The organism is Streptomyces graminilatus (genome assembly GCF_001418565.1).
Classification (GTDB): Bacteria; Actinomycetota; Actinomycetes; order Streptomycetales; family Streptomycetaceae; genus Streptomyces; species Streptomyces graminilatus.
Genome location: NZ_LIQQ01000077.1, coordinates 1 through 22,818, shown reverse-complemented (window position 1 = coordinate 22,818; position 22,818 = coordinate 1). Strand labels below are relative to the sequence as shown.

General features: G+C 69.3%; 21 protein-coding genes and 5 pseudogenes. 12 read left to right on the top strand and 14 right to left on the bottom strand.

Annotation, left to right across the window (positions count from 1 at the left end):
* Nucleotides 1–118: 118 nt before the first annotated feature.
* From AOK08_RS08175 to AOK08_RS08160, 4 genes and pseudogenes are all read right to left on the bottom strand, one after another.
* Complete coding sequence (locus tag AOK08_RS08175) at nucleotides 119–583, bottom strand: pyridoxamine 5'-phosphate oxidase family protein (RefSeq protein WP_055524785.1); 465 nt, start codon at nucleotides 581–583, stop codon at nucleotides 119–121.
* A gap of 274 nt (nucleotides 584–857) precedes the next feature.
* Entirely contained in the window at nucleotides 858–1,145 is a 288-nt protein-coding gene (locus AOK08_RS48845) for an oleate hydratase (protein ID WP_055524784.1), read from the bottom strand.
* Nucleotides 1,146–1,240: 95 nt separating this feature from the next.
* Nucleotides 1,241–3,946 carry a bifunctional acetaldehyde-CoA/alcohol dehydrogenase gene (gene adhE / locus AOK08_RS08165; RefSeq protein WP_055524783.1) on the bottom strand — a complete coding sequence of 902 codons (2,706 nt, stop codon included), beginning with the start codon at nucleotides 3,944–3,946 and terminating at the stop codon, nucleotides 1,241–1,243.
* A gap of 174 nt (nucleotides 3,947–4,120) precedes the next feature.
* A pseudogene (locus AOK08_RS08160) lies at nucleotides 4,121–4,860 on the bottom strand (CBS domain-containing protein).
* 535 nt (nucleotides 4,861–5,395) lie between these two features.
* Here AOK08_RS08160 and AOK08_RS08155 point away from each other — a divergent pair.
* A complete protein-coding gene (locus AOK08_RS08155; protein ID WP_055524782.1) occupies nucleotides 5,396–7,405 on the top strand; it encodes a hypothetical protein in 2,010 nt (669 codons plus the stop codon).
* Nucleotides 7,406–7,458: 53 nt separating this feature from the next.
* Here AOK08_RS08155 and AOK08_RS48840 read toward each other — a convergent pair.
* Nucleotides 7,459–7,743: pseudogene (locus tag AOK08_RS48840) on the bottom strand (integrase core domain-containing protein); the annotation flags it as partial.
* Here AOK08_RS48840 and AOK08_RS08145 point away from each other — a divergent pair.
* A complete protein-coding gene (locus AOK08_RS08145) occupies nucleotides 7,709–8,419 on the top strand; it encodes a hypothetical protein (protein WP_157876607.1) in 711 nt (236 codons plus the stop codon). The pseudogene AOK08_RS48840 and the gene AOK08_RS08145 sit on opposite strands and share 35 nt — an antisense overlap.
* 126 nt (nucleotides 8,420–8,545) lie before the next feature.
* Here AOK08_RS08145 and AOK08_RS08140 read toward each other — a convergent pair whose 3' ends face one another.
* The 3 genes from AOK08_RS08140 to AOK08_RS45585 all read right to left on the bottom strand — a co-directional run bounded on the left by AOK08_RS08140 (nucleotide 8,546) and on the right by AOK08_RS45585 (nucleotide 10,801).
* Nucleotides 8,546–8,725: a hypothetical protein gene (locus tag AOK08_RS08140; RefSeq protein ID WP_055524779.1), complete on the bottom strand. Its 180-nt coding sequence runs from the start codon at nucleotides 8,723–8,725 to the stop codon at nucleotides 8,546–8,548.
* A 52-nt stretch (nucleotides 8,726–8,777) separates the two neighbouring features.
* Nucleotides 8,778–10,154: a hypothetical protein gene (locus AOK08_RS08135; protein WP_198539171.1), complete on the bottom strand. Its 1,377-nt coding sequence runs from the start codon at nucleotides 10,152–10,154 to the stop codon at nucleotides 8,778–8,780.
* A gap of 479 nt (nucleotides 10,155–10,633) precedes the next feature.
* Nucleotides 10,634–10,801 carry a hypothetical protein gene (locus AOK08_RS45585; RefSeq protein WP_157876606.1) on the bottom strand — a complete coding sequence of 56 codons (168 nt, stop codon included), beginning with the start codon at nucleotides 10,799–10,801 and terminating at the stop codon, nucleotides 10,634–10,636.
* A gap of 62 nt (nucleotides 10,802–10,863) precedes the next feature.
* Between AOK08_RS45585 and AOK08_RS08130 the strand changes: the two genes are divergently transcribed.
* The 3 genes from AOK08_RS08130 to AOK08_RS45580 all read left to right on the top strand — a co-directional run bounded on the left by AOK08_RS08130 (nucleotide 10,864) and on the right by AOK08_RS45580 (nucleotide 12,155).
* Nucleotides 10,864–11,211: a hypothetical protein gene (locus tag AOK08_RS08130; protein WP_055524777.1), complete on the top strand. Its 348-nt coding sequence runs from the start codon at nucleotides 10,864–10,866 to the stop codon at nucleotides 11,209–11,211.
* A 135-nt stretch (nucleotides 11,212–11,346) separates the two neighbouring features.
* Nucleotides 11,347–11,580 (top strand): hypothetical protein, encoded by a 234-nt coding sequence (locus AOK08_RS08125; RefSeq protein WP_055524776.1) that lies wholly within the window; start codon nucleotides 11,347–11,349, stop codon nucleotides 11,578–11,580.
* Between the two features lie 359 nt (nucleotides 11,581–11,939).
* On the top strand, nucleotides 11,940–12,155 hold the full coding sequence (locus AOK08_RS45580) for a hypothetical protein (RefSeq protein ID WP_157876605.1): 216 nt from the start codon (nucleotides 11,940–11,942) through the stop codon (nucleotides 12,153–12,155).
* 272 nt (nucleotides 12,156–12,427) lie between these two features.
* On the opposite strand, the gene ligA is transcribed toward AOK08_RS45580, so the two are convergent.
* From ligA to AOK08_RS08105, 4 genes are all read right to left on the bottom strand, one after another.
* Nucleotides 12,428–14,530, bottom strand: a complete 2,103-nt coding sequence (gene ligA / locus AOK08_RS08120) for an NAD-dependent DNA ligase LigA (protein WP_079053899.1) — start codon at nucleotides 14,528–14,530, stop codon at nucleotides 12,428–12,430.
* Between the two features lie 164 nt (nucleotides 14,531–14,694).
* A complete protein-coding gene (locus tag AOK08_RS08115) occupies nucleotides 14,695–15,042 on the bottom strand; it encodes a hypothetical protein (RefSeq protein WP_055524774.1) in 348 nt (115 codons plus the stop codon).
* A gap of 165 nt (nucleotides 15,043–15,207) precedes the next feature.
* Nucleotides 15,208–15,474 carry a hypothetical protein gene (locus AOK08_RS08110; RefSeq protein ID WP_157876604.1) on the bottom strand — a complete coding sequence of 89 codons (267 nt, stop codon included), beginning with the start codon at nucleotides 15,472–15,474 and terminating at the stop codon, nucleotides 15,208–15,210.
* Nucleotides 15,475–15,604: 130 nt separating this feature from the next.
* A complete protein-coding gene (locus AOK08_RS08105; RefSeq protein ID WP_157876603.1) occupies nucleotides 15,605–16,174 on the bottom strand; it encodes a hypothetical protein in 570 nt (189 codons plus the stop codon).
* A gap of 190 nt (nucleotides 16,175–16,364) precedes the next feature.
* On the opposite strand from AOK08_RS08105, the gene AOK08_RS08100 reads away from it, so the two are divergent.
* Nucleotides 16,365–16,694, top strand: coding sequence for a hypothetical protein (locus tag AOK08_RS08100; RefSeq protein WP_206743401.1), 330 nt, complete (start codon nucleotides 16,365–16,367; stop codon nucleotides 16,692–16,694).
* Between the two features lie 374 nt (nucleotides 16,695–17,068).
* Here AOK08_RS08100 and AOK08_RS08095 read toward each other — a convergent pair whose 3' ends face one another.
* Nucleotides 17,069–17,641 (bottom strand): DUF4232 domain-containing protein, encoded by a 573-nt coding sequence (locus tag AOK08_RS08095; protein WP_055524770.1) that lies wholly within the window; start codon nucleotides 17,639–17,641, stop codon nucleotides 17,069–17,071.
* Between the two features lie 345 nt (nucleotides 17,642–17,986).
* On the opposite strand from AOK08_RS08095, the pseudogene AOK08_RS47110 reads away from it, so the two are divergent.
* From AOK08_RS47110 to AOK08_RS46380, 6 genes and pseudogenes are all read left to right on the top strand, one after another.
* Nucleotides 17,987–18,193 (top strand): annotated as a pseudogene (locus tag AOK08_RS47110) (helix-turn-helix domain-containing protein); the annotation flags it as partial.
* Between the two features lie 12 nt (nucleotides 18,194–18,205).
* Nucleotides 18,206–18,730 (top strand): annotated as a pseudogene (locus tag AOK08_RS08090) (type I glyceraldehyde-3-phosphate dehydrogenase); the annotation flags it as partial.
* 36 nt (nucleotides 18,731–18,766) lie between these two features.
* Nucleotides 18,767–19,024, top strand: a pseudogene (locus AOK08_RS42910) (DNA methyltransferase); the annotation flags it as partial.
* A 20-nt stretch (nucleotides 19,025–19,044) separates the two neighbouring features.
* Entirely contained in the window at nucleotides 19,045–19,590 is a 546-nt protein-coding gene (locus tag AOK08_RS46390; protein WP_198539180.1) for a hypothetical protein, read from the top strand.
* Between the two features lie 73 nt (nucleotides 19,591–19,663).
* On the top strand, nucleotides 19,664–20,599 hold the full coding sequence (locus AOK08_RS46385; RefSeq protein WP_198539168.1) for a hypothetical protein: 936 nt from the start codon (nucleotides 19,664–19,666) through the stop codon (nucleotides 20,597–20,599).
* Between the two features lie 154 nt (nucleotides 20,600–20,753).
* Nucleotides 20,754–21,392: a hypothetical protein gene (locus AOK08_RS46380; protein ID WP_241826869.1), complete on the top strand. Its 639-nt coding sequence runs from the start codon at nucleotides 20,754–20,756 to the stop codon at nucleotides 21,390–21,392.
* Between the two features lie 339 nt (nucleotides 21,393–21,731).
* On the opposite strand, the gene AOK08_RS08070 is transcribed toward AOK08_RS46380, so the two are convergent.
* On the bottom strand, nucleotides 21,732–22,818 hold a 1,087-nt coding region (locus AOK08_RS08070; protein ID WP_055524767.1), incomplete at its 5' end, for a glycoside hydrolase family 27 protein.

The following is a 22,818-nucleotide window of genomic DNA, read 5'->3' as shown; positions in this document are numbered from 1 at the left end:
CCGCGCGCATGTCCCGGGCCCGAGCGCCCGGCGTCGCCGGGCAGTGTGTCCTCGCCGGACCCTTGTCCTCCGGAACGCGGTCGCACCGGTCGCGGTGGTGCCGCACGACTGACGGCGCTCAGGCAAACGGGGGCGGGGCGTGGTCCCTGAGGCGGAGCCCGGTGATCAGATCGGGGTGGATGCGGATGGCGTGATCCATCCGCTGCATCACCCCGGGGCGCAACAAGGCCCGATAGCGGTCCAGTTCGTGTGGGTCGGTGACCAGTCGCGCGTAGCCGGTGACGACGACGCTCCAGCCGGTGTGTGTGTCGGGGTCGATGTCGTCGGCCTCGTAGGCGACGACGGCGCCCTCACCCCCGTTCTGCTGGGCGTACCGGGCCAGGGTGGCGTCACCGTGGGTGCGGATGACGATGTCTCCGTCGACGACGACGTGGTTGACCGGGCGGACGGTCGGCAGCGCGAGCCGGGTGAAGACGACCCGCCCCAAGGACACACTGCCCAACAGCCGCAGCGCCTCGCGCCCGTCCAGCTCGACACTCGTGTGCGCTCCTGAGGAGCTCGACGGTTCGTCGTCGCTGACCATGGCAGGTTTCCGTATCGTTGGGTCACTCACAGTTCACTGTCTCCCGGAGCCACGCGTGGGCCTGATCGGGTCATTCGAACCGCGCGGGAGCATCTCGCACCAGGGCCGTTCGGCCCCGGTCGGTGTCCGGTGGTCCCTGCTTCGCGCGGCTCAGGGCGTATCAACCTGCACGGAGCGACACCGCGGGGGATCGGTGCCGCTCCTGCGTCCACTGTCTCTCGGGTCACGCTGTTCCCACAGGTGCCGATGGTCCTCACTGTGGGCCGGACGGCCTTCAGGCCGTGGGTGGCTTACCGGTGGTGCATGGTTTCCAGGGCGGCGGCCAGTACGCGGGGGTCGTGGTGGCCCTTGTGAAGGCGAGGTTGACCGATCCCTCCGGTACCACACGGGGCCGGTCGTCGCGGCGCCGGGCCAGGAACTGGCTGGTGATGTACGGCATCACACAGGGCACCACGGTGGACGTCCGATGGATGTCGGAACCCTTGAAGCCGCCGTCGCGGATCAGGAACGTGGCCGCGGCCAGTGCCGCGATTCCGCTGCCCACCAGATATGCCCTCGCCATCACACAACTCCCTTCTGCTCGCCGGCCGATCGGGCGGGAACCGCGTCTCTCAGCTCCGTCGGACCCGTCGGACGCCGGTCATGTGGCTGTGCGGACTACGGCTGAGCCGACCGCGGGGCGTCCGGACGGCCCTGGTCCCGGCGCTCACGGCCGTAGTAGGCGGCGCGCATGAGCTCCCGCATGTCGTCGAGCATGGGCATACGGGGGTTCGCGGGTGCGCACTGGTCCTTGTAGGCGTTCATGGCCTGCTGGGGCAGGGCGTCGAGGAAGGCGCGCTCGTCGACCTCCAGGGACCGGAAGGTCGGTTCGATGCCCACGGCGTCGCGCAGACGTTCCACCGCGGTGGCGAGCGACTCCACGCCCTCCTGCGGGGTCGCGGCGGGCAGACCGAGGGTGCGGGCGATGTCCTGGAAGCGTTCCGGGGCGCGGTAGTTCTCGTACTTGGGCCAGCCGGTGAGTTTCGTCGGGACGGTGCCGTTGTAGCGGATGACGTGCGGCAGCAGAACGGCGTTGGTGCGTCCGTGGGCGATGTGGAAGGTGGCGCCGAGGGTGTGCGACATGGCGTGCACGATGCCGAGGAAGGCGTTGCCGAAGGCCATGCCGGCGATGGTTCCGGCGTTGTGCATCTTCTCCCGGGCCTCGGGGCTGTTCGCGCGGTCGTTGACCGCCGCTTCGAGATGGTCGAAGACGAGCCGGATCGCGTGCAGGGCGGGCCCGTCGGTGAAGTCGTTGGCGTAGACGGACACGTACGCCTCGATGGCGTGGGTGAGGGCGTCGAAGCCACTGTCGGCGGCCAGGGACGGGGGCAGTTCGGTGGTGAGGAGCGGGTCGACGATGGCCACACTGGGAGTGAGGGCGTAGTCCGCGAGTGGGTACTTCTTGCCGGTGGCGGGGTCCGAGATGACGGCGAAAGGGGTGACCTCCGCGCCGGTGCCGGACGTGGTGGGGACGCACACCAGGCGGGCGATCCTGCCGAGGACGGGGAAGCGGAAGGCGCGCTTGCGGATGTCGGAGAACTTGTGCCGCATGTCGGCGAAGTCCACGTCCTTGCCCTCGGCCTGCTGCTCGTACAGCAGCCACATCACCTTGGCCGCGTCCATGGGGGAGCCGCCGCCCAGCGCGATGATGGTGTCCGGGCGGAAGTCCCGCATGAGGCGGGCGCCGCGCCGGACGGAGTCGATGCTCGGCTCGGGCTCGACGTTGTCGATGATCTGCAGGGTCACCGGTTCCTGGCGGCGCTGGAGGACCCGGCTCACCCGGTCGACGAAGCCGAGACGGGTCATGGTCGCGTCGGTGACGATCGTGACGCGGTGCACGTCCGGCATCGAGGCGAGGTAGCGGATGGCCTGCGGTTCGAAGTAGATCTTCGGCGGGACCTTGAACCACTGCAGGTTGTTGCGGCGCGTGGTGACCCGCTTGACGTTCAGCAGCTGGGCGGCGGAGACGTTGTTGGACACCGAGGTGCTGCCCCAGGATCCGCAGCCCAGGGTCAGGGACGGCAGGAGGTTGTTGTAGATGCCGCCGATCGCGCCCTGCGAGGACGGGGCGTTGACGATGATCCGTACGGTCTTCATGCGCCGGCCGTACGCCTCGGCCAGTTCCCGGTCCTCGGTGTGGATGACGGCACTGTGTCCCTGGCCGTGGAAGGCGACCATGTCGGCGGCGAGGTCGAAGCCCTGGGCCGGTGAACCCGCGCGGAGCACGGTGAGCACCGGGCACAGCTTCTCGCGGGTCAGCGGCTCGTCCGGGCCCACCCGCTCGGCCTCGACCAGTATGAGCGAGGTGTCGGCGGGCACCGTGAAGCCGGCCTGCTCGGCGATCCACGCCGGACTCTGCCCGACGGCCGCGGAGTTGACCTTGGGCTCGCAGCCGGCGCCCGCGACCTTGCCCGTCGGGAAGAGGAACGTCTCCAGCTTCGCCTTCTCCTCGGCGGTGGCCAGGTGGGCGTGCAGGGTGCGGAATTCGGCGAGGGCCGCGTCGTAGATCTCGTCGTCGAGGACGACGGCCTGTTCGGAGGCACAGATCATGCCGTTGTCGAACGTCTTGGACAGCACCAGGTCGTTGACGGCCCGGCGCAGTTTGGCGCTCTTGTGCACGTAGGCGGGGACGTTGCCGGCGCCGACGCCCAGGGCCGGCTTTCCCGCCGAGTAGGCGGCCTTGACCATGGCGTTGCCGCCGGTGGCGAGGATCAGCGAGACCCCGGGGTGGTGCATGAGTGTGCGGGTCGCCTCGACGGACGGCTCCTCGATCCACTGCACGCAGTGCTCCGGCGCGCCCGCGGCGACGGCCGCGTCGCGCACGACGCGGGCCGCTTCCGCGCTGCACCGCTGGGCGGAGGGGTGGAAGGCGAACACGACCGGGTTGCGGGTCTTCAGCGCCATGAGCGACTTGAAGATCGTGGTGGAGGTCGGGTTGGTGACCGGCGTCACCGCGCACACCACACCCACCGGCTCCGCGATCTCGACGATGTCCTCGGTGTCGTCGCGGGCGATGACACCGACCGTCTTCATCGAGCCCATGCTGTGCGTGACGTGCTCGCACGCGAACATGTTCTTCGCTGCCTTGTCCTCGAAGACACCGCGCCCGGTCTCCTCCACCGCGAGGCGGGCCAGCGCGGTGTGCTGGTCCAGGGCGGCGACCGAGGCCTTCTTCACGATCTGGTCGACCTGTTCCTGGGTCAGCGACTCGTAGTCGGCGAGCGACTTCAGACCGGCCGTCACCAGCCGGTCCACCGCGACGGCGCTGTCGGACGGCGCGCCGGTGGTGGCCGCGGCCTCGGTTCCGACGTCGTGACGGGTCATGAGTGCGCCTCCGTTGTCGAGGGCCGCCAGGACTGACCCGGCGGCTTGCGGTGGGAGCCGCACCGCGGCCGCTCCTGTCCCCACTCTTGTCCGCGCGACAGTTCGCCTCTTGTGCCGAAGGTCCCCCGTCGAGGCCTGACCGGCCCCCGGTCCGGGCGGGCCGAGCGGCGCGCGTCAGTGTCCGGACTGTCCGGGCGTACGGCGGCGGGTGACTCCCCGGGAAGAGCGCGTCCCGGCCGAGCGGTCGTCGTCGAGGCGGAAGGCCAGGCTGCTGAACACCCCGACGACCCCGTCCACGTGCCAGGTCGACCTGACGGCGTGAGCGAGGTCGGCACGGTGTTCCAGGCGCCCTTCGAGTGTCACCAGGCCGTCGCGTACCGACACGACGACGGCATCGGGCGGCAGACCGAGAGCGGCGACCAGGACCTCGTCGGTCACCTCCCGGCGGATGCCCTCGTCCGTGCGCAGGAAGACCCGCAGCAGGTCCCGGCGGGTGGCGATACCGATGAGCCGGTCCTCCTCGTCCACCACGGGAAGCCGCTCGATTCCGTGACGCTCCATCACTCGTACGGCGTCCGGCACGGGTTGCTCCGGACGCACCGTGATCGCGGGCGTGGACATCAGTTCCCCGGCGGTGGCGGCAAGCACCCCGGCAGCCGCTCGGTGCCCCGGACGCCGCAGGCGCGGCAGCCGGTACCGGCGATCCCTGCGACCACCGGCCCGGGCTGCCTGACCGCGCACCAGGTCGGTCCCGGAGACCACCCCGACCACCTTGTCGTCGTGGTCGACGACCGGCACCCCGCTGATCCGTTGGGCGTCCAGGCGCACCGGGAGACCACGTCCTTGAACGGGGTCTCCCGGTGCGCCTGGACGACCTCGTCGGTCATCACGTCGCCCACAGTGTGGATCTCCACGGTGTCTTCCTCCTTCGCCGGCTAGAGAAGGGGCGGAGCCATTCCGGGGTGCCGCCGGGTGACGGGGCTTCGCCCATACTCGTCCGGCGCCACCGGGCTCGACGCGAACTGACACCACCGTGCGTTCACCCAAGTTCGTCGCCCACAGAGGAAGTTCAGAGGGCTCGCGTTCCCGCGGCCTGGTGAGGCCTACTGTCCTGACCCGATCGGTCCCCCACCATGAGTCCGAGATGTGGTTCCTTCCCGACGATCACCGCCAACTGCCTCAGCACGAGGCAATTCGGCAGGCGCCGACTCCGCGGACCGGTGTACCGAGACGTACTCCTGGGCTACGGCGACGGCACCACGCTCAAGGGCGGTATCTATTACGGCGTAATAGATACCCGCGGGAGGGAGAGGCCCGGCTCGCTGAGGGCGTCCTAAGGGATATCCGTTCTGGCACACCGCTACCGCCGCAGTCCCTGCCCATCTGAGGCCTGCGGCTCCCGCTACATGCTGAAACGGCAAGGAAGGCACTCGGGCAGGATGAGCTCTCGTGACAGGTGAGAGGGACAAGCTCTTGGAGCTGCTGCGGCGTGCCGGACTGGAGATCGTGGGGGAGAGGAGGACCGAGGATGTGCTGCCGCCCCGGACGGCGTGGCGTCCGATCGTCGCGGGGGACGCCGCGCCGACCGTAAGCATTCGGGAAGACCATCCTGCTCTGGTCGCCGAGCTCAATGCGCAGTGGTACCGGCTCGCGGCTGAGAACAGGCTCCTCGGTGGTGACGGTGTCTTCCTCATCGACGTCGCCGGTAACTGGACAGGCGGCGGGCCCAGGCGCTGGACGCGGGTGCGGCTCACCAGCGAATGGGACCTCGCCGGTGTGCTGGGCGAGCGGCCTGGCCAGCCGGAGTTCGTCACCCTCTCGTTGGACGGGCAAACATTGGTGGGGGCGACCGCCGAGGAGGACGAGGTCTGGCTCATCGCCGTGGACCGCATCCGGGAGCGGCAGGAGGCAGCCGCGCAGTCGGCAGCTCAGGAAAGCCCCCAAGAGCGGGCAGCCGCTTGGGCATCATTGTTTCGGGGGCCAATGCCTACGCCGAGGTTGCGTGAGATGTGGGCTCACGGGCTGGCGCGCAACCCGGCCACGCCTGATGACCTGCTCGCCCGCCTCCTGGGCCTGTCGCATTTCCTCCTGTGGCGCCGCCTGCCTGCAGCGGTCGTTGAAGCGGCCATCGTCCATCCAGATTGGAAGGTGCGGCAGTTGCTGGCCGAGGTTCAGCCGGGCATCACGGCTGAACAGTGGGCTCGCCTGATCCTGGACGAGCCGGACCCTCGGCACCGCTGGATCCTCGTCATGCTCGCGGCGGACCGACGCGCCAAGCTCAGCGACGCCACGTGCGAACAACTCGCCATCGATCCTTCTCCCCAGGTCCGCAAAGAGGCCGCTCGTCTTCCCGGGATGCCCGCACAGATACTGACCGCCCTGGCCGCCGACACTGATCCGTCCGTACGGGCCTCGGTCTGCCGGAGTGCCTGGCCTCAGCTGGGAACTACCCTCCGGCACAAACTTCTTGGCGACCCTTCCGGAAAGGTCAGTAATGAAGCACTGCTCCAGCACCACCGAGAACACCCGATGCCCCGATCGGTTTTCGACACGACGGAACCCAAAGACCGCGCGGTGGTGACCTGTCACCTGGAACGTGACCTCGCCGAGCACTTGGCCCGTCACAGCGATTCAGCCCTGCGCTGCTCCCTCGCGGCCAACCCCCACCTGGATCCGGACCTGATCATCCTGCTCGCCCAGGACCCCGCCGAAAACGTCCGCTCCGTGGTGGCTACACGCCCCGACCTCACTGAGGAGCAGCGGGCAGACATCCGATTCGGGTTCGACCCTCGCGGCCACTACTACCCGCTCGACTGGGTCACGGCGCTGCATGAGGATCCCGACGCCATGCGCCGCCTCGCCGCCTCCGCTCACCCTCTCGTGCGCCGGAGCGTCGCCCGGGCCCGACGTCTCCCGCCGGACGTCGTCGCACTCCTTGCCCACGACGAAGACCGTGTCGTCCAGCTCTTCCTGGCGGAATCCTGCGACGACGCCCCCGCTGACATGCTGCTGCGGGTATGGCATTGGTGGACGGGCAGTCTCAGTGCCCCTGACCGCCCTCGCAGTCACCCGAACTTCCCCCGCCGCAGTCTGCTCTGCTACGCCGACGACCCGAACCCGCGCATGCGCCAACTGGCTTTGGACGACCCGGAGTCCACGGCCGAACTTGTCGAACAATTCAGTCGGGACAGCAGCGTAGAAGTACGGCTCCGGGCAGCAGTCGACCCGCGGCTGATGCCCTCATCAGCGGTGCGACTACTCGACGACCCGTACGAACAGGTACGCCACGCGGCTGCCAAGCACCCCCGGGTACCCGCGCAGGTGCTGACCCGGCTGCTGCGGGACACCGACACCGCGGAGACAGTCGCCCAGCATCCAGCGCTACCCGTCCCCGTCATGGAACTGCTACTCAAGCGGCTCCAGCCTCCCATCAGCGGCGACCCGAGGCCGAGGCCATGAACCGACAGACCCATACCCTCCTGGCTCTGCCGGAAGTCGCGTTCGTACTCAGCTGGTGGCACGTAGTCGAGCGCGGAGTGCAGGTGTTCTTCGTTGTACCAGGTGATCCACTGGAAGATCGCCCGTTCGACCTGGGCGGTGTCCTTCCAGGGGCCCTGCATCTCGATCAGCTCGGCCTTGAAAGTGCTGTTCAACCGCGTGCCCACCTTCACGGGGGAAGGCCGTAGTCGGGTCGCCGGGGTTGAGATTCCCCCGGGCGACCCGACTACCAGGCCGTGGACGGGTAACTTATGATCATTTCGGATGGAACGCTCACTCGCAGTAAGTGATGATCCCATCGGCTTGGGGCCTGCCACTCTCAAAGAGTTGCTTCAGGAGCTCATTTCGACCGCGCTCGGTATCTGGACTCCGAGCGACGGATGCACTGATGCCGAAGTCGCGGCTGCCGGGGATCGCTTGGGGATCTGCCTGCCAGACGCCTTGCGTGACTATTACGTTGCCGCAGGCCGGCACCCGGAGCTGATGGGCATGAGCGGCCACGAGCACACCTTCCGGGTGAGCGCTCCCGAGCACCTGAGCGTTGAGGACGGATACATGGCCTTCTGTGGTGAGAACCGATGGTCGGCCCAGTGGAGCGTGTGCCCGGACGATGTCGGCTGGCCCGACCCCAGGGTCCATGGGCGGAGCGAGCCGAGTGGGAAGTGGTACAGCGAATCCCGGAGACTGTCGTCCTTCCTGATCAATGTCGCTGGCAGGCAGGCCGTGAGGTCGCTTCCGCATCAAGCAACGTGCCGGATCCGCGAGCAGCAACTGGGGGTCGTCGAGTCACTGCTCGGCTACCTTGGGTCTCACGAGATACAAAAGGGCGGAGACCGGCTGAGCTTCATCGACCCATCGAGACGCATTCTGGCCAGCTACTCCTACAACACCGACACCTTGCTCGTTGCGGCCGTGGACCTCACTGCACTCGAATCCCTGCACGAGAGTTCAGGCCTACCACTCAAACCGGCATGAAGCGGGGAAACGGGCTACCCACATGCTTTGACGCGGGCGGAGGCCCGGAGCCATCAGAAATACGCACTCACGGTCCCGCACAGCCAGGGGCGGCTTGCGAGCTTGATCCGCTCGGTCAGCTCGACGTCACGGCGCGACGGCTTCGACGGCGCCTGGGCGCAGCGTAGGTACCGTGAGCCAGGTGGTCTGCCTCGCGGCGGCGACAACTGCTGCCGCCAGCCGTGCCGAGGACTCGGGTTCCTCGTCCGCACGCAGCGCGAACACCTCGACCTCACGGCCGGGTTGGAGCGCCCTCTTCTCGGCCATCACTCTGCGTATTCAGTAGCCGAGGGATCTCCTCCAAAGACCTGATGGGGCGTCACGACAATATGCGTTCCACGAGGTCGTTGCACTCCTCGACCAGCCGACCGGTTTCCTGGTCGACAAAGGTGAACGGCTGGAGTTGCAGGGTGATGCCGGCCAGCCAGCCGGCCAAATCCTCCGCGATCGCCGCGCCTGCGGAGTTGGTTTCGAAGGCGGGAATCAGGGCCAGGAGCATCCGTGCCCAGACGGCCCCGAATTCGTGGAACTGATAGCGCATGGAGATCACGCGAGCCCGGGAGGCTGCGGCGAACAAGTAGTGGGCCTCACGCCCCAGAAGGCCGGCTTCCCGGGCGCTGTACGGGTCCGGGTCGTCGAGGAGGCCGACGGCGAGTTCGGCGAGCATCGCAGCAGCAGCGGGTGCGATCTGCACCTGACAGCGCAGCGAGGGGGTCACGGTGGTCGCCCTCTCGGCAGGGTTGAACGCGAGCTCGCGCAGTATCGAGGGCACCCGGTCGTCACCGAGTTTGCGCGCCGCGGCGGTCAGGGCGGCGGAGAATGACAAAGGCCACGACACGTCACTGTCTCCGGTGTCCCCGGTACTGTCCGTGCTGATGGACCGCCAGTCCTCGGTGGCCGCGGATGCGGCCGCGGAATCGATCCCCCGGCCCTCCTCGACGAGTTCTGTGCCCTTGTCCGTACGACCCGTCTTGCGGAGGTTGAGTCCGTGGCGGGTGAGGGCGGAGGCCAGGTAGGTGAGGTGCTCGGGGGCGTTCGACCGGGCAATCGCCCGCGCGGTGTGCACCTCTGCTTCGCCGACGGCGAGGGCGATCTCCGGCCGGCCCTGTTCGGTGTGCACACGCACCGCGATCCGGGCGGCCTCTCGCAGGTACAGACCGTGCATGAAGGACTCCGCGAGCGGGGCGTTGTTGATCGCTTCGGCTTTGGCGAGGTAGTAGCGAACGGCCCAGTCCGCCGAACAGACGGCCAGATCGTGGTCGCCGTAGTTGTACAGGACGTTCGAGTTCAGGCTCAGCACTCGGGCGAGGTCCAGGTACAGGGGGTGAGCGGAGTTGTCCGCGCCGAGGTCCAGGTACGTCATGACCGCCTGGTCGGACTCCATGACAGCGGACACCCCGCGGCCCAGCTCGCTGAGCACGTTTGCCTTGCGTACACGGACGTCGGCGATGAGTGGTTGCATGCCGGGCTCACCGAGTGCATCGAGTTCCCCGTAGACTCCGTCACACTCAGTGAGCGCCGCGAGCGCCTCATTCGGTTGCTCCACGCGCGGCAGCGTCGCGCCCAGTCCGTAGAGCACGCTGCCGAGCATACGTTTGGCCTGCCGGTCGCCCGGGTCGCGGTCGACCAGCACGTACATCAGCGACCGGGCCTGCTGGTGAAGCGGCGCGGCCTCGGCGGACAACCCACCGATCATCAGCGCTTTTGCCTTGGAGTACAGCTCGCCCACCTGCCGTTGGAGGTCGGCGGTACTCGTGTCCTGAGCCGGACCAGGGCCCGCGCTCGCCCCAGGTGAACCGGTCTTCCCCGTATCGTCACCGGATGCACCGGACTTCGCTGAACGGCGCCACTTCATACGCCCGCCCCCCCCTGTCGGATGGCCATCACTTCTGGACCGAACCGGCCTCACCACGGGCGAGACCGAACGGTACGGGGGAGCGCAGGAGTTCCCGGCCGTTCTGCCGTCTGCTGAGGGGACATGTCCGACCCACCCCGGATCACCCTCCTCACACCTGCCCCGCCCCCTTCATTCCCTGTCAACTCGCTTGAAAACAAGCCACTTTGATGCGACCAGGGGGAGTTCGGGTCGCAACGGTTCACCATCGGCGGCAACCCGTCCGGCACGACTTCGAGATCCCCCTGCCGGGCCCGGGCTTCGCCCCCCGTGTCGGCTCCTTACTCCGCGATGGCCTCCAGGCCGACCCCGACACCGACGGTGCCCGGCGGGCACCCCTGCGAGCGGTGGGCCGACCACGTGAAGGGCTGGGTCGCCACCGGCCGCACGGCGCTCGGCGGCAGCAGCGGGCTGTCCGCGCTGGACGCCGCCGTCTCGCTGGACGCCACCCACCGCCGCCGCAACCCGCAGGAGCATCCGGAGCACGCCTTCAGCTCCGGCCTGGACGAACGTGCGCTTCCCCGGGGCGGAGGCCGCCGAGCTGGCCCGCCGCGAACGCGTTGCAGGCCTGCGCGCCCGCCTCGTCGCCCTGCAGAACCAACGCGACGCCGCCAGAGCGGCGTTCCGCGACCTCACCGACCGGCGCGCCGCACCAGCCGACCGGGCCGAGGCGCTGCACCGGCAGGCGGACCTGTACGACGAGACGGCCGGTCTGTGCGACCAGCTGAGCGAGCTGGAACCGGGCGAGCCGGCCGATGTGCACAGCACCCGCGCCGAGGTGATCCGCGCCGGGGCTGCCTCCGACGGGGAGTACGCCGGACTCCTCGCCCCGCAGCACACCCCTGCCTCCGCACTGTGACCTGGATCACGCTCGCTTCCCGGAGATTTATTGCCGGTGGCCCCGTTCCCCGCGACCGAGAGGTGACGTAGCGGTCTGTCGCTGTACGACCTTGTCGCCCCGGACCTCGACCTGCTCGCCCGTACGACGGACGGGGTGTTCGAGGACGAGCGCCTCAACGCCGTACTGCGCGGGCTCACTCCGGCGGAGCGCGTGGTCGTCTTCGCGTACACCGAGGGCGAGGGCACCACATGGACGGAGGCGGCGGCCGTCGTCGGCGCGACCGACCCGGAGGCCTTCGGGGAGCGGGTACGGCGCAAGGCCAAGCGGCTCGCCGCCGAACAGACCCGCCGTTCCGCGCAGCGCCTTTCCCCACCCCGTTCCACCTAGCCGAGCGGCTCGCCGCTGCCCCACTCAACCCTCGCGGACAGAACGGGGTTTCGCACGACTCCGCCGTGACTTCTCGCACGTGCGGTCGGGTTGCGCGGCTGACCCGTCAGCGGCCGGAGGCCCGCACCCTCCTGCCTCGCACGCCCCGCACGCCTCGCACGCGCTGAACGCCCCGCACGCCCCGCACGCGCTGAACGCGCTGAACGCGCTGAACAAAGCGCATTCGAGGGACCCGGGGCGGGGTTCACCACCCGTGCGCCGACACGGACTTGCGCGGCCCCCCGCTCCCGCACACTCCGGACCCTGTCGGATCTTCACCCCGCGACACAGGGGTGAGAGCCGCCCACGCTCCACACCGCATGCGAGAAGCGCAGGCCCTGACCTCACGGGAGAGACCCGCCGTGTCCACGCTCGCCCTGCTCGTTCTCGTCCTTGTTGCCCTGGCCTTCGTCTCCGCCCCCAGTACCCTCGCGTACCTGGTGTACCGCCATCCCACCGCGCGCGGGCCGATGGCGGTCGGCATCGCCGCCGTGGCGGCCATGGCCTCGATCGTTGTCCCGATCGCCGTTCGTTGAGCCCGATCCGCCTTCTGCCGCCGCTCGCCGAACACGGTGTACCCCTAACCCGTTGGAGAAGCGCAGGTTGGACGGGGGAGAAGCAGCCAGGCGTAGGTGGTCGCCTCGCGGCGGAGGGCCCGATGGGCCTTCAGCCGGGCGATCGTCCCCATGGGCTGTGAGCGAGGCCCGGGGCCTCGGTCCCCTCCGCAGCCGCATACAGACGAGCCGTCAGTTGCCGTTGGCGCGGTGCGCCCACGGCAGCTGGGGCGCACCTGTCCCGCTGGGGGGCGTCAGCCGAGGTAGTCGGCGACAAGGGTGGCGAATTCGCCGGGTGTGGCCAGCCGGATGCCGAGGGTTTCGGCTTTGGCGCGCTTGGAGCCGGCGCCGTCTCCGGCGACGACCAGGGTGGTCTTCTTGGAGACGCTGGAGGAGGAGCGGCCTCCGGCGCGTTCGATGAGTTCGTTCATCTGGTTGCGGCTGAGCTTGTCCAGGGAGCCGGTCATCGCTCCGGTGACGACGACAGTCATCCCGGCCAGCGGCCCGCCGGCTGCCTCCGCAGGCGTATCCGCTGCTTCCCGGGTGTCGTGGGCGGCGTCTGTGGCAGCGGGGGCGGGTGGGGTGGCGCCGGGTTCGGTCATGTTCACTCCGGCCGCCACGAGCTTGTCGATGAGCGGGGCGAGTTCGGCGAGTTCGGTGACGATGGAGGGGGCCTTCTCGGTGCCGATGCCTTCGACCTGCCGCATCGCTTCGGCGTCTGCGGTACGGATGTTGTCCATGGTGGCGAAGTGGCGGGCGATGCGGCGGGACATGGAACGGCCGGTGCCACGGACCCCGAGCGCGCACAGTACCCGTGACAGGGGCTGGTCCTTCGCCGCGCCGATCGCGGCGAGGAGGTTGTCGGTACTGGTCTCGCCCATCCGCTCCAGGCTCAGCAGCTGCTCGCGGGTGAGGGCGAACAGGCCGGCGAGATCGGTCACCAGGCGGGCGTCGACGAGCTGGACGACGCGGGTGTGGCCGAGGCCTTCGATGTCGAGCTGGTCGCGGCCGGCGGCGTAGGAGAGGGCGGCGACCAGGTGGCAGTTGCGGCCGTTCGCGCAGCGCCAGCGCTGTTCGCTGGTGTCGATGCCGGCCCCGCAGCGCGGGCAGTCCTGGGGGAAGACGATGGGCTGCTCGGTCCCGGTGCGTAGATGGGCGACGGGGGCTTCGACGCGGGGGATGACGTCGCCGGCGCGGTGGACCATGACGTGGTCGCCCAGGCGCAGGTCGCGGCGGGTGATGTCGCCCGGGTTGTGGAGGGTGGCGTAGGTGATGGTGGCGCCGTCGATCTCGACCGGCTCCAGGACGGCGCGCGGGGCGATGATCCCGGTGCGGCCCACGTTCCACTCCACATCGAGGAGCCGGGTGATCTTCTCGACGGCGGGCAGTTTGTAGGCGATCGCCCAGCGCGGGGCGCGTGATCCCGATCCGGCTGTCCGCTGGTCGGCGGCGAGGTCGGCCTTGATGACGATCCCGTCGATCCCGAACGGCAGTTCCGCCCGCAGCGCGGCGATCTCCTTGACGCGGGCCATCACCTCCTCGACGGTGTCGGCGGTGATGCCGGGTACGGCGGTGGTCGCGGTGGTGTTCACCCCGTACTCGGCGGCCAGCGTCATGAGGCCGCTGTGGGCGAGATCGCCCAGCCGGTCCGTGAGCGGCGCCCCGGTGTCGGCGAGGGGCAGCAGGCCGTACCCGAAGAAGGTCATCGGCACGGTGTAGGCGCGCTCCCTGGCGCGCAGGGTGCCGGCCGAGGCGCCGCGCGGATTGGCGAACGGCGCCCCGCCGTGGGCGGTGCGCACCTGATTGGCGTGCTCGAACTGGGCGGTGGTCATGAGGACTTCGCCGCGCACCTCCACCGTCACCGGCTCGGCAAGCTCGGCGGGCAGGCCTTCGATGGTGCCTGCGGCGTGCGAGACGTCCTCCCCGGCCGTCCCGTCGCCCCGGGTGATCAGCCGGGTGAGGCGGCCTCGGGTGTAGCGGGCGGCGATCGCCAGACCGTCCAGCTTCGGCTCGACACTGAAGCGGGTGACGTCGTGGCCGATCCTCCGTGCCAACGACGTCGTCCAGGCGGTGAACTCCTCCGGGGAGAAGACGTTGTCCAGGCTCAGCATCGCCACCGTGTGCGGGACATCGCCCTCCACGGCGCCGCCGGCGACCTTCCCGGTCGGCGACCGGGACAGCACCTGTTCGGGGTGCGCGGCCTCCCACGCGGCGATGCCGCGTACCAGCCGGTCGTAGGAGTCGTCGTCCAGGACCGAGGTGCCGCCCTCGTAGTAGGCGGCCGACGCCTTCACCGCGTCCTCGACCGCCTGCGCGTAGGCGGCGGCATCCACGATCACTGCAACTGGTGTGGTCATGCCCGCCATCCTGCACGCCACCACTGACAATCCCCCGCTGCCGGACGAGCCGCTGTCGAAGGCCTGCGGCTTGCACACCGCGTCGGCGGCCCTGAAACCCTGTTCCGGCTGGCCGAAGACTTCGCTCCCAGCCGGGCCGGCCGCCGGTTCGGGCGCGGCTCTGGTCAACTGCCCGAACGGACGCCCTTGAAGCCGGGACACAGCCCGCGCCGGGCACGTCGTACGGGACGTCGCCCCCGCGCCCCCGGACCAGGCCCGGCTTCCTCGCCGTCTGCGAGTCCGAGTTGTCGGCGTGCGCCAGCGGTGGCGGCCCTCACCGGGGCGCGGGCCTTCGCCGTGTCCGGTCCGAGCGCGCACAGCGCACCGGCGAGCGTGTCGATCGCCTCCAGGACATCGTCCTTGGCCTCAGTGCTCCAGGCCTCCGGCCTGGCCGTATCGGCGAGATCGCAGGCATTGTCGGCGATCTCTTCGGCGTACTGCTCCACCCTCGGCCGGGCATTGTGCGGCGTCATGCCCGTGCAACGAATCCCGGACGTAAAAGATGACCACGGGGGTCAGCGCCGAGGGTGACGTCGAATCTCCCTACGAGTTCAGGTCGAGAACAAGTTCTGTTGGGCGGGGCACACTTGGGCGCAGCGGCGGCGATATGAGGTGGCTGTGGCCCGAGGCAGCGCTGTCTATGCAGGCGAGGGCCGCGGATCGGGCAGGGTCGGCTGGGCGAAGTCGCCGCCCGTCTGACGGGCCTGGTACGCCAACGAGGCCGCGACCCCGGCCAGCGCGCCCGCGGACAGGATCACGGACAAAGCGCCGTACGCCTGGCTGATCTCGCTCAGCTTGGCCCAGTCCGCGTCCTTCGGCCCCACGGCCATCAGGAGGAACGGAGTCATCAGCACGACCCCGAGCGCCACCGCAACCGCCGCCGCTATCCACACAATCCTGCCCACGGACATCCTCGCTCGCACCGCGTCCTCCCCCGTCCCGAGCGCCTATGGACTCTCCATGTCATGGCGCTCCGGTCGTACTACCCAGCCTGTGCCCACTCAAGGGCCATCGCGGGAATGCCCGGTGTCAAGCTCAGGAACCGGGCGTCGCGGACGCAGGCATCGTGGCCAGGCTCAAGGCGGTCTCGATCTCGCGGGCCAGCGCGGCGGTTGCTGCCGAGCATGCCTGGCTTCGGGTCCGGAACGCTTCCTCCCAGCTGTCCGGCCCGTTCGGTTCCCGCCCGTGGTAACGGTCCTCGATGACCCGGTCGAGGGCCAGGAGAGTTCCCTGCAGCCGGCCCGCTGCCGCTTGGACCGAGGTATCCGTGGTGAACACCTTCGCGGCCGTCTCCATCGCCGCGAACTCCTGCCACCGCCCGACTTTCCGACGGCGGGTCTCGGCCCGTTCGTCTCCGTCGATGCCCGCGGAAAGGGCGTTGTGGAGCTCCCAGGAAGCCGACTGCCACATGGAGGCACACTTGAGGAGCTGCAGGTAGACGTCACGCTTGTTGTCCAGTTTCCATCGCAGGTGCGCCGCGTCGAGCTGATCACGCGTCTGCTGGCGCTGTGACCTGGCCGTCACCGATCCCGCCCAGACCGCGCCGGCGGCTCCCAGGGACGCGCCGAGAAGACCGACCAACCCCGTGAGCAACTCAGATGGCATGCCGTCATCATCAGCCGAGGACGACCGACCCGGCCAGACCCACGTCGTACGTCAAGGAACGCCCTCGGACTCAGCAGCACGCTCCCGGACAGACGCGGCACGTCATTGGCGGCGGCGCCCAAGGGTCTGGGAACTCTGGAGTCGGCTGGCACCGCTAACGAGGTCACCCCATGGTGAAGGGGGTGACGCCTTGGCAGTTGCCGTTGTCGAACACTGGATGGAAGTGTGGCGGGGAGGTCAGGTCTTCGACCTTCGCGACCTTCGCGACCTTCGCGACCACGCGCCTGATCCGATGTACCGGACCAGGAATCCGCAGTACGGGCTCGTGGCCGTGTACGCCGAGGACGGCACTCTGTCCGAAGAGGTGAAAGAGCCGGACCTGATGTTCGGCAAGACGATCAACGCGATCACCAAGATGATCCCCGGCCTCGCCAAGAAGACGTTCGAGGCGGTTGCAGCCGCCCTGAAGGAAGTTGTCGGAGAGGACGCCACAGTCAAGACCGCACCCGCTGCCATCTGACCGGCGATACAGGTACCGGCCTGGGCGGACACGGACAAGTTGCCAGGGCACCGGGAGGGCGAGTCATTCATCGAGTTTCGGTCAGTGCCTGTGTCACATCTTCTTTCCGCAGGTCAACGCGATGAGGGTGGGCCTTCCCGCTCGTCTCGGGAGGGCCCACCCTCATCGCTTACGGCCTCGTCAGTAGTTCGCGCCGCAACCCGGTCTCTTCGTGCCGCCGTACCCGGCGATGGAGTTCGGCCTTGCCGCCGTCGGCGTGCGCACCTTCGGCGCGCTGAGTCGCTGAACTGTACTTATGTGCAGTGCCTCGCAAACGTGCAGGTCAGAGCGTTGAGATCTTCGTGCAGGCTGCTCTATTTGTGGGGACGGTGGGGTCAGGAAGGCTCGACGGCCGAGACCGGGGTGACGGTCACCTTGTTGTCGCACTCGGCCCACCACCCGTCGTTCAGGGCGACCTGGTGCTTCCCGGAGTTCGGCAGCCCGATGACCATCGTCGGAAACGCCTTCGGGGTCTTGCCCGACACGCAGTAGCCGTCGCCCTCACCCTGGACCTGGACGAAGGTCAGCTTCACCCACGCCTTGCCATGCGGCCGGACCGTCACGGTGGTCGCCCTGCCGGTGGTGGTGATCTTGAGCGGGGTGGTGTGGGTGGGGGAGCCGTTGCCGGCGCCCGCGACCGTCGTCGGATGGCCCTTCAGGACGCACGTCTTCCCGGAGACGTTGGTGAACTGCACGACCGCCGCCCCGGTCCCGGTCCCGACGGGCCGGTGTTCGGCCTGCCAGGCGCTGACCTGGAGAGCGGAGGCCGAGCAGGCGGGCGGCGGGGTGGCGGTGGTGGTGCTCGCCGCCATGGCGGCGCCGGGCAGGATGCCGGTCACCGCCGCCGCGACGGCCGTGACCGCCGTCGTCGCCAGAGCCGCCCTGCGAATGCCGTTGCTGTGCCGCATGCTGTTGTCCCCCTGAGTTGTCTCGTCCGCGGGTTTCGGTCGTCGGTTGTTGCCCTGCGGTACGCGTGTTCGTTGTACGTGAGTGCAGACGGGGCGGGAGAGCGGCAGGGTTCCGTGCGGCGACTGCTTGTGACGGAACGGTGACGACAGGCCGCACTCGTGCAGATGGCGGTCAGGGCCGACAGAAGCATCTCCAGCGAGCCACGGGTTTTACCACGCACCCGGTGCGCACCGAAGGTGCGCTGAGTCGCTGACCTGAGGTGATCAAACTCCGATGACACGAACTCGCGTCCGTCAAAGCCGGCAGGCCGTCAAGATCCGGTGGCACGGGGCACAAGGACAGATATGGCGTCCGCGGAAGAACTGTTCGCGAACATCGACGCCCTGCTGGAGGAGGAGCCGCAGCTCCCGCCCCCGGCAGAGCGTGCCCGGCTGCGCGAGGCCGCCGGCATCACCCAGGCCCGCCTCGCGACCGCGCCCAGGACCACGACGCAGACGGTGAAGAACTACGAGAACGGCCGCTCAGAGCCGAAATCGCCGCGCCTGGAGGCGTACCAGCGGCTGCTGCTCGACGACGCCTTCGGCATCGACAAGGGTCTGATGACCACCATCCACGGCTACACCAACGACCAGGTCGTCCTGGACGGCCCGCACAAGGACCTCCGGCGCGGCCGGACCGCCGCCGTGAACATCATCCCGACCAGCACCGGAGCGGCCCGCGCCGTCGGCCTGGTGCTGCCCGAGCTGGCCGGCACCCTCGATGGCCTCGCGGTCCGCGTCCCCGTCGAGGACGGCTCCCTCACCGACCTGACCCTCGTACTGGACCGGGAGGTGACCGCTGACGAGATCAACAACGCCTTCCGGACGGCCGCCGACGGGCCGCTCAAGGGCATCCTGCGGGTGTCCGACGCCCCGATCGTCTCCCGCGACGTCGTCGGCGATCCGGCCTCCTGCGTCTTCGACGCCCTGCTCACCCAGGCCCACGGAAACCTCGTGAAGGTGTTCGGCTGGTACGACAACGAGTGGGGGTACACCAACCGGCTCCTCGATCTCACCGAGTACGTCGTGGCGCGACTGCCCCAGCGGTGACTGTCGGCGACAGCTTTGGCCCTGACTGTGGCCAAGAGCAGGGACCTGTACCTGCCCGACCACTTCGTCGCCTCCCAAGTGCGCAAGGACCGCGTCCACATCACCAGAAGCCGTCGAGATCATGCAGCAGCTCGTGCGGATCTGCCCCGAAGGCGGCACCGTCCTCGACCCGTTCACCGGCAGCGGCTCGACAGGCGTCGCCGCCCCGCGCGAGGGACGCCGGTTCGTAGGGGGCGAGCTGTCCTCCACTACGCCGGCGTCGCCGAAGCATCGAGGCTCCAGGCTCGGCGCTGATCGTGTTGGCGGACGGTGTCGTGCCGTTGGACCTGGAATCGACGGTGTTCCGGGCGGCGACGCTGGAGGGCTGGGCCTGTCAACAGCGGGCGGGGTTCCTTGGCGAGCGGGAGACCATCGAGCCGCGTCTGGCATTGGTGCGGCGGATGGCGGCGTTCACTGGGCGGTATCCGTGGCAGTGGACGTCGGCGGAGGCGGAGGCGGTCATCAGCGATCTCCGCTCGGGGCCGCGACCGATCATGGTCTCCACGGCGCGGAGTTACGAGATCACGCTCCAACTGTTCCGCGCGTATCCGACCGACGCCCGCTACCAGTGGGGCCGGGTCTGTGCGGAGAGGCTCGGGGCGGCGCCGCAGCAGGTGTTCCACGAGTGGAACAGCGTCAAGCACATCGCGGACTACGAAGGCGACCCGCGGCGACGGCAGTTGGACTACTACGAGGTCCAGGCCCTGTTCGATGCGGCGGACGGCCGGGGGGAACAGATCCGGGCCCGGCGCGTCAAGGGCGCGCTGCCTGTGGTGCGGGACGCGCCTCTGCTTTCCCGGAGGGCGCGGGGAACCGCGTGAACGGGCCGGACCACAATGTCTGTTGGTGCCACAGAGATCACGACGTCGTACGCACATCTGCGATGCTGGGCTGATGAGCAAGATGTGGCAAGGACACGTCATCGATGGCACGCGCTTCGTGGTCCCGGCGTCCGGTGTGACGCCGCGGCACGTGCTGTGCGCGGTCGGCGTGGGCCTGGATCCCGATGTCATCAGCCGGGTGGTCGAGGAGGCGGGCGCGGGGGACTTCACGCTCGACGAGTTCCAGCGGGAGCCTGACCCCCGGATGCGTGAGGCGTTCGACGTCGCGGTGGCTTCCCGCCGGGCCACCGGCGTCGATGAGTTCGGCGTCGACGAGTTCGGCGACGACGGGTTCGGCGACGACGACCGGGCCGCGGTGGACGCGCACGACTCGGTCGCCTATGTCCTGTCACCGCCGATCTCCCAGGCCACCGGCCTCGACGTGTCCCGCCGGGCGCTGGCCGTCACCGCGGCCCTGCTGGCCAACGGAGCCACCGCGGTGAAGAACGAGTCCAGCGGGGTGGCCTGCGGTCGGGAGCGGTGGCTGGCCCTGGCGAGCGAGGCGGCGGCCGCCGAGACCGCGGACGACCTGGTCGGCGCCCTCGTCCGGGCGTGGGTCGTGCCGGTGATCCACGACGGGGAGGTCTACTACAGCTGCGGCATGCACCTCCTGGGCGAGGCCGACGTGGAGCTGGCTCCCGGAAGCACCGCGGTGCCCGAGCCGGAGCTGCTGGGCGAGTGGGTGACCACCATGGAGATCGCGTCGTACTACCTGCTGACCGAGCAGCCGGACCACGGCGTCCAGAACGGCGAGGGCTTCCGCATCGCGCAGGACGCCACGCGCTGGATCATGAACCGTGTGGAGTGCGAACGGTTCGAGGACGACGACTTCTTCCACAACCCGTACGGATACTGGCGCCTGACCCCGGCTCCCCGCGACCCACGGAGAGGGGCGAGGCTCAAGAGGCACAACCCCCGCACGACCCTCGGAACGCGACGGAAGAGGTGAGAGCGGGGAAGGCGTGGAGATCTCCGGACCACGGGCCGAACGCCGCGCCCTTCTCCGGCGTCTCAGTACCGATCGCGGTTCCGTCCCGCCCACCCGGGCTACCGCACACGGGACGAAGGACCGGAGGACACATGGACCAAGAACCGTAGGACACATGGACAAAGAACCGGAGGGACACATGGCCGAGCGAACACCCGCCAGGCCCGGCACTATCGCGGCCGTGGCGGCCGCAGTCCTGGCTCTCGGCGGGCTCCAGGGCTCGGCGGCGGGCGCGCAGGCCGTGGACGCCGTGTCGAGCCCTTCGACAACCTGCCACGGCACCCAGCCGAAGGGCGGCGGCACCGGTGACTCCGGCGACGGCGGCCCGGAGGACGACACCCCCATGTACCGAACCCTGGGCCACGTGGACAAGCTGGTCACCGGCCGCTACGCCGCCGTCTACACCGGCCTGGTCCTCGACGAGGACGAAGCCTCCCTGGACATCTACCGCATCCCCTCCAAGCCCTTCGACACCGCGGTCTGCGGGGCCGCCGAGAAGGGTGTGACCGTACGCCTCCACGACCGCGACATCAACGAGAGGGATCTCAACGCACTCCTCGACCGCGTCGGCGAGGACATGACCCGCTGGGACGGCAGCTTCACCATGCGCGAGGTCGGCCTCGACGGCACCGGCCTCATCGCGGTCGGCGTGGACGACCCGGGCACCGCCGAACCCGTCCTCCGCGCGGCCTACGGCGAACGAAACGCCAAGTACCTACGCGTCGAGTACGCCCCCGAGGCCCACTTGTGGTGAGCCGGGCTCGCCGGCACCGGTACGCTCTACGGTTTCCCGGGCGGTAGAACAGCGGCTCCGTGAGGAGCTGTCGCAGGACGACTTCGTATCGTCTCCCGCTCGCGGCTTCGCCGAGAGGAAGCGGCGCTCGGCAGAGCGGGTGAGAAGTTTGACCCCTCCCAGACCTCTCCCAGACCCCTCCCATGATCGGTACAAGGGAGGCAATCGAAACGGCCAGAGGGATACTTCCTGCTCGTCACGACAACTCCTCTTGGGGGCTGGGGAGGACGTAGGGAGAGCAGGGTGCGGTTGGTCGCGCCGCGCCGCCCGGTGTGGGCGAGCAGTGCGACCGTGACCGGCTCAGGCAGATGCGTCGGGTGGGGTCAGGCGTAGCAGGGCCGCTCCGTGTGCGGGTAGTTCGAGGTGCAGGTGGTGTCCGTCGTGTGGGGTGTCGGTGTGTGTCCATACCTCCCGGATCTGGTCGCTGGTGTGTGCGCCGATCGACCCGAGGGGTACGGTCACCTGGCTCGGGGTGTCGGCCAGGGAGAACACGGCGGCGTAGCGGGTGCGGCTGTCCGTGTCTGTTGCCGTCCACAGGATGAGGTCGCGTTCGCGCAGGACTTCCCGGTTGTCCTTGCTGTGCCAGAGGATGTCCAGGGCCTCGTCGTTGGTGAGGAGGGCGATGGTCTCGGGTGGGCTGGTGGGCAGGTCGCCGCCCATCATGAGTGGGGAGCGCGAGATGAGCCAGAGGGTGAGGAGGCTGGTCTGTTCGGCGGGGGTGAGGTTGCTCAGCCGGTCCTCGCCGCGTTCGGCGCGGATGCCGAGATGCCCCAGTGGCAGCATGTCGGCGTCGGCCCAGCCGTGTTCGTTCTGCCAGGGTGCCCAGCGGGCCATCCGGGTGAACTGGGCCTCGACGTCGGTCCATCGGTCCCACAGGTCGTCGCAGACCCGCCACATGGTGGCCGTCTGGCGGAGGTGGCCGAGGCGGGCCAGTGAGACATCGGTTCCGGGCGACAGGCTCAGTTCGATCGGGCGTCCGCTGCGCTCGATGGCCCGGGCGTAGGCGGTGATCTCCCGTTCGTGGTAGGGGAAGAGCATGTCGTCGGCCTTGACGAAGTCGACGCCCCACGCGGCGAACTGGGCCACCTGGGAGTCGTAGTAGGCCTGGGCGCCGGGATGGTCGTGGTCGAGACCGTAGTTGTCGGAGTTCCAGGGGCAGACCGAGCCGGTGTCGGCGATCTCGTCGGCGGTGAAGCCGGTTCCCGCGACGGGCAGCCGGGCGGCGACGGCGCGGCGCGGGATGCCGCGCATGATGTGCAGGCCGAAGCGCAGGCCGAGGTCGTGCACCCGCCCGGCCAGGGGTCCGAAGCCCGCTCCCGCCACGGCGGAGGGGAACCGGTTCGGGGCGGGGAGCTGGCGGCCGTAGGCGTCCAGGACCACCGGCGCG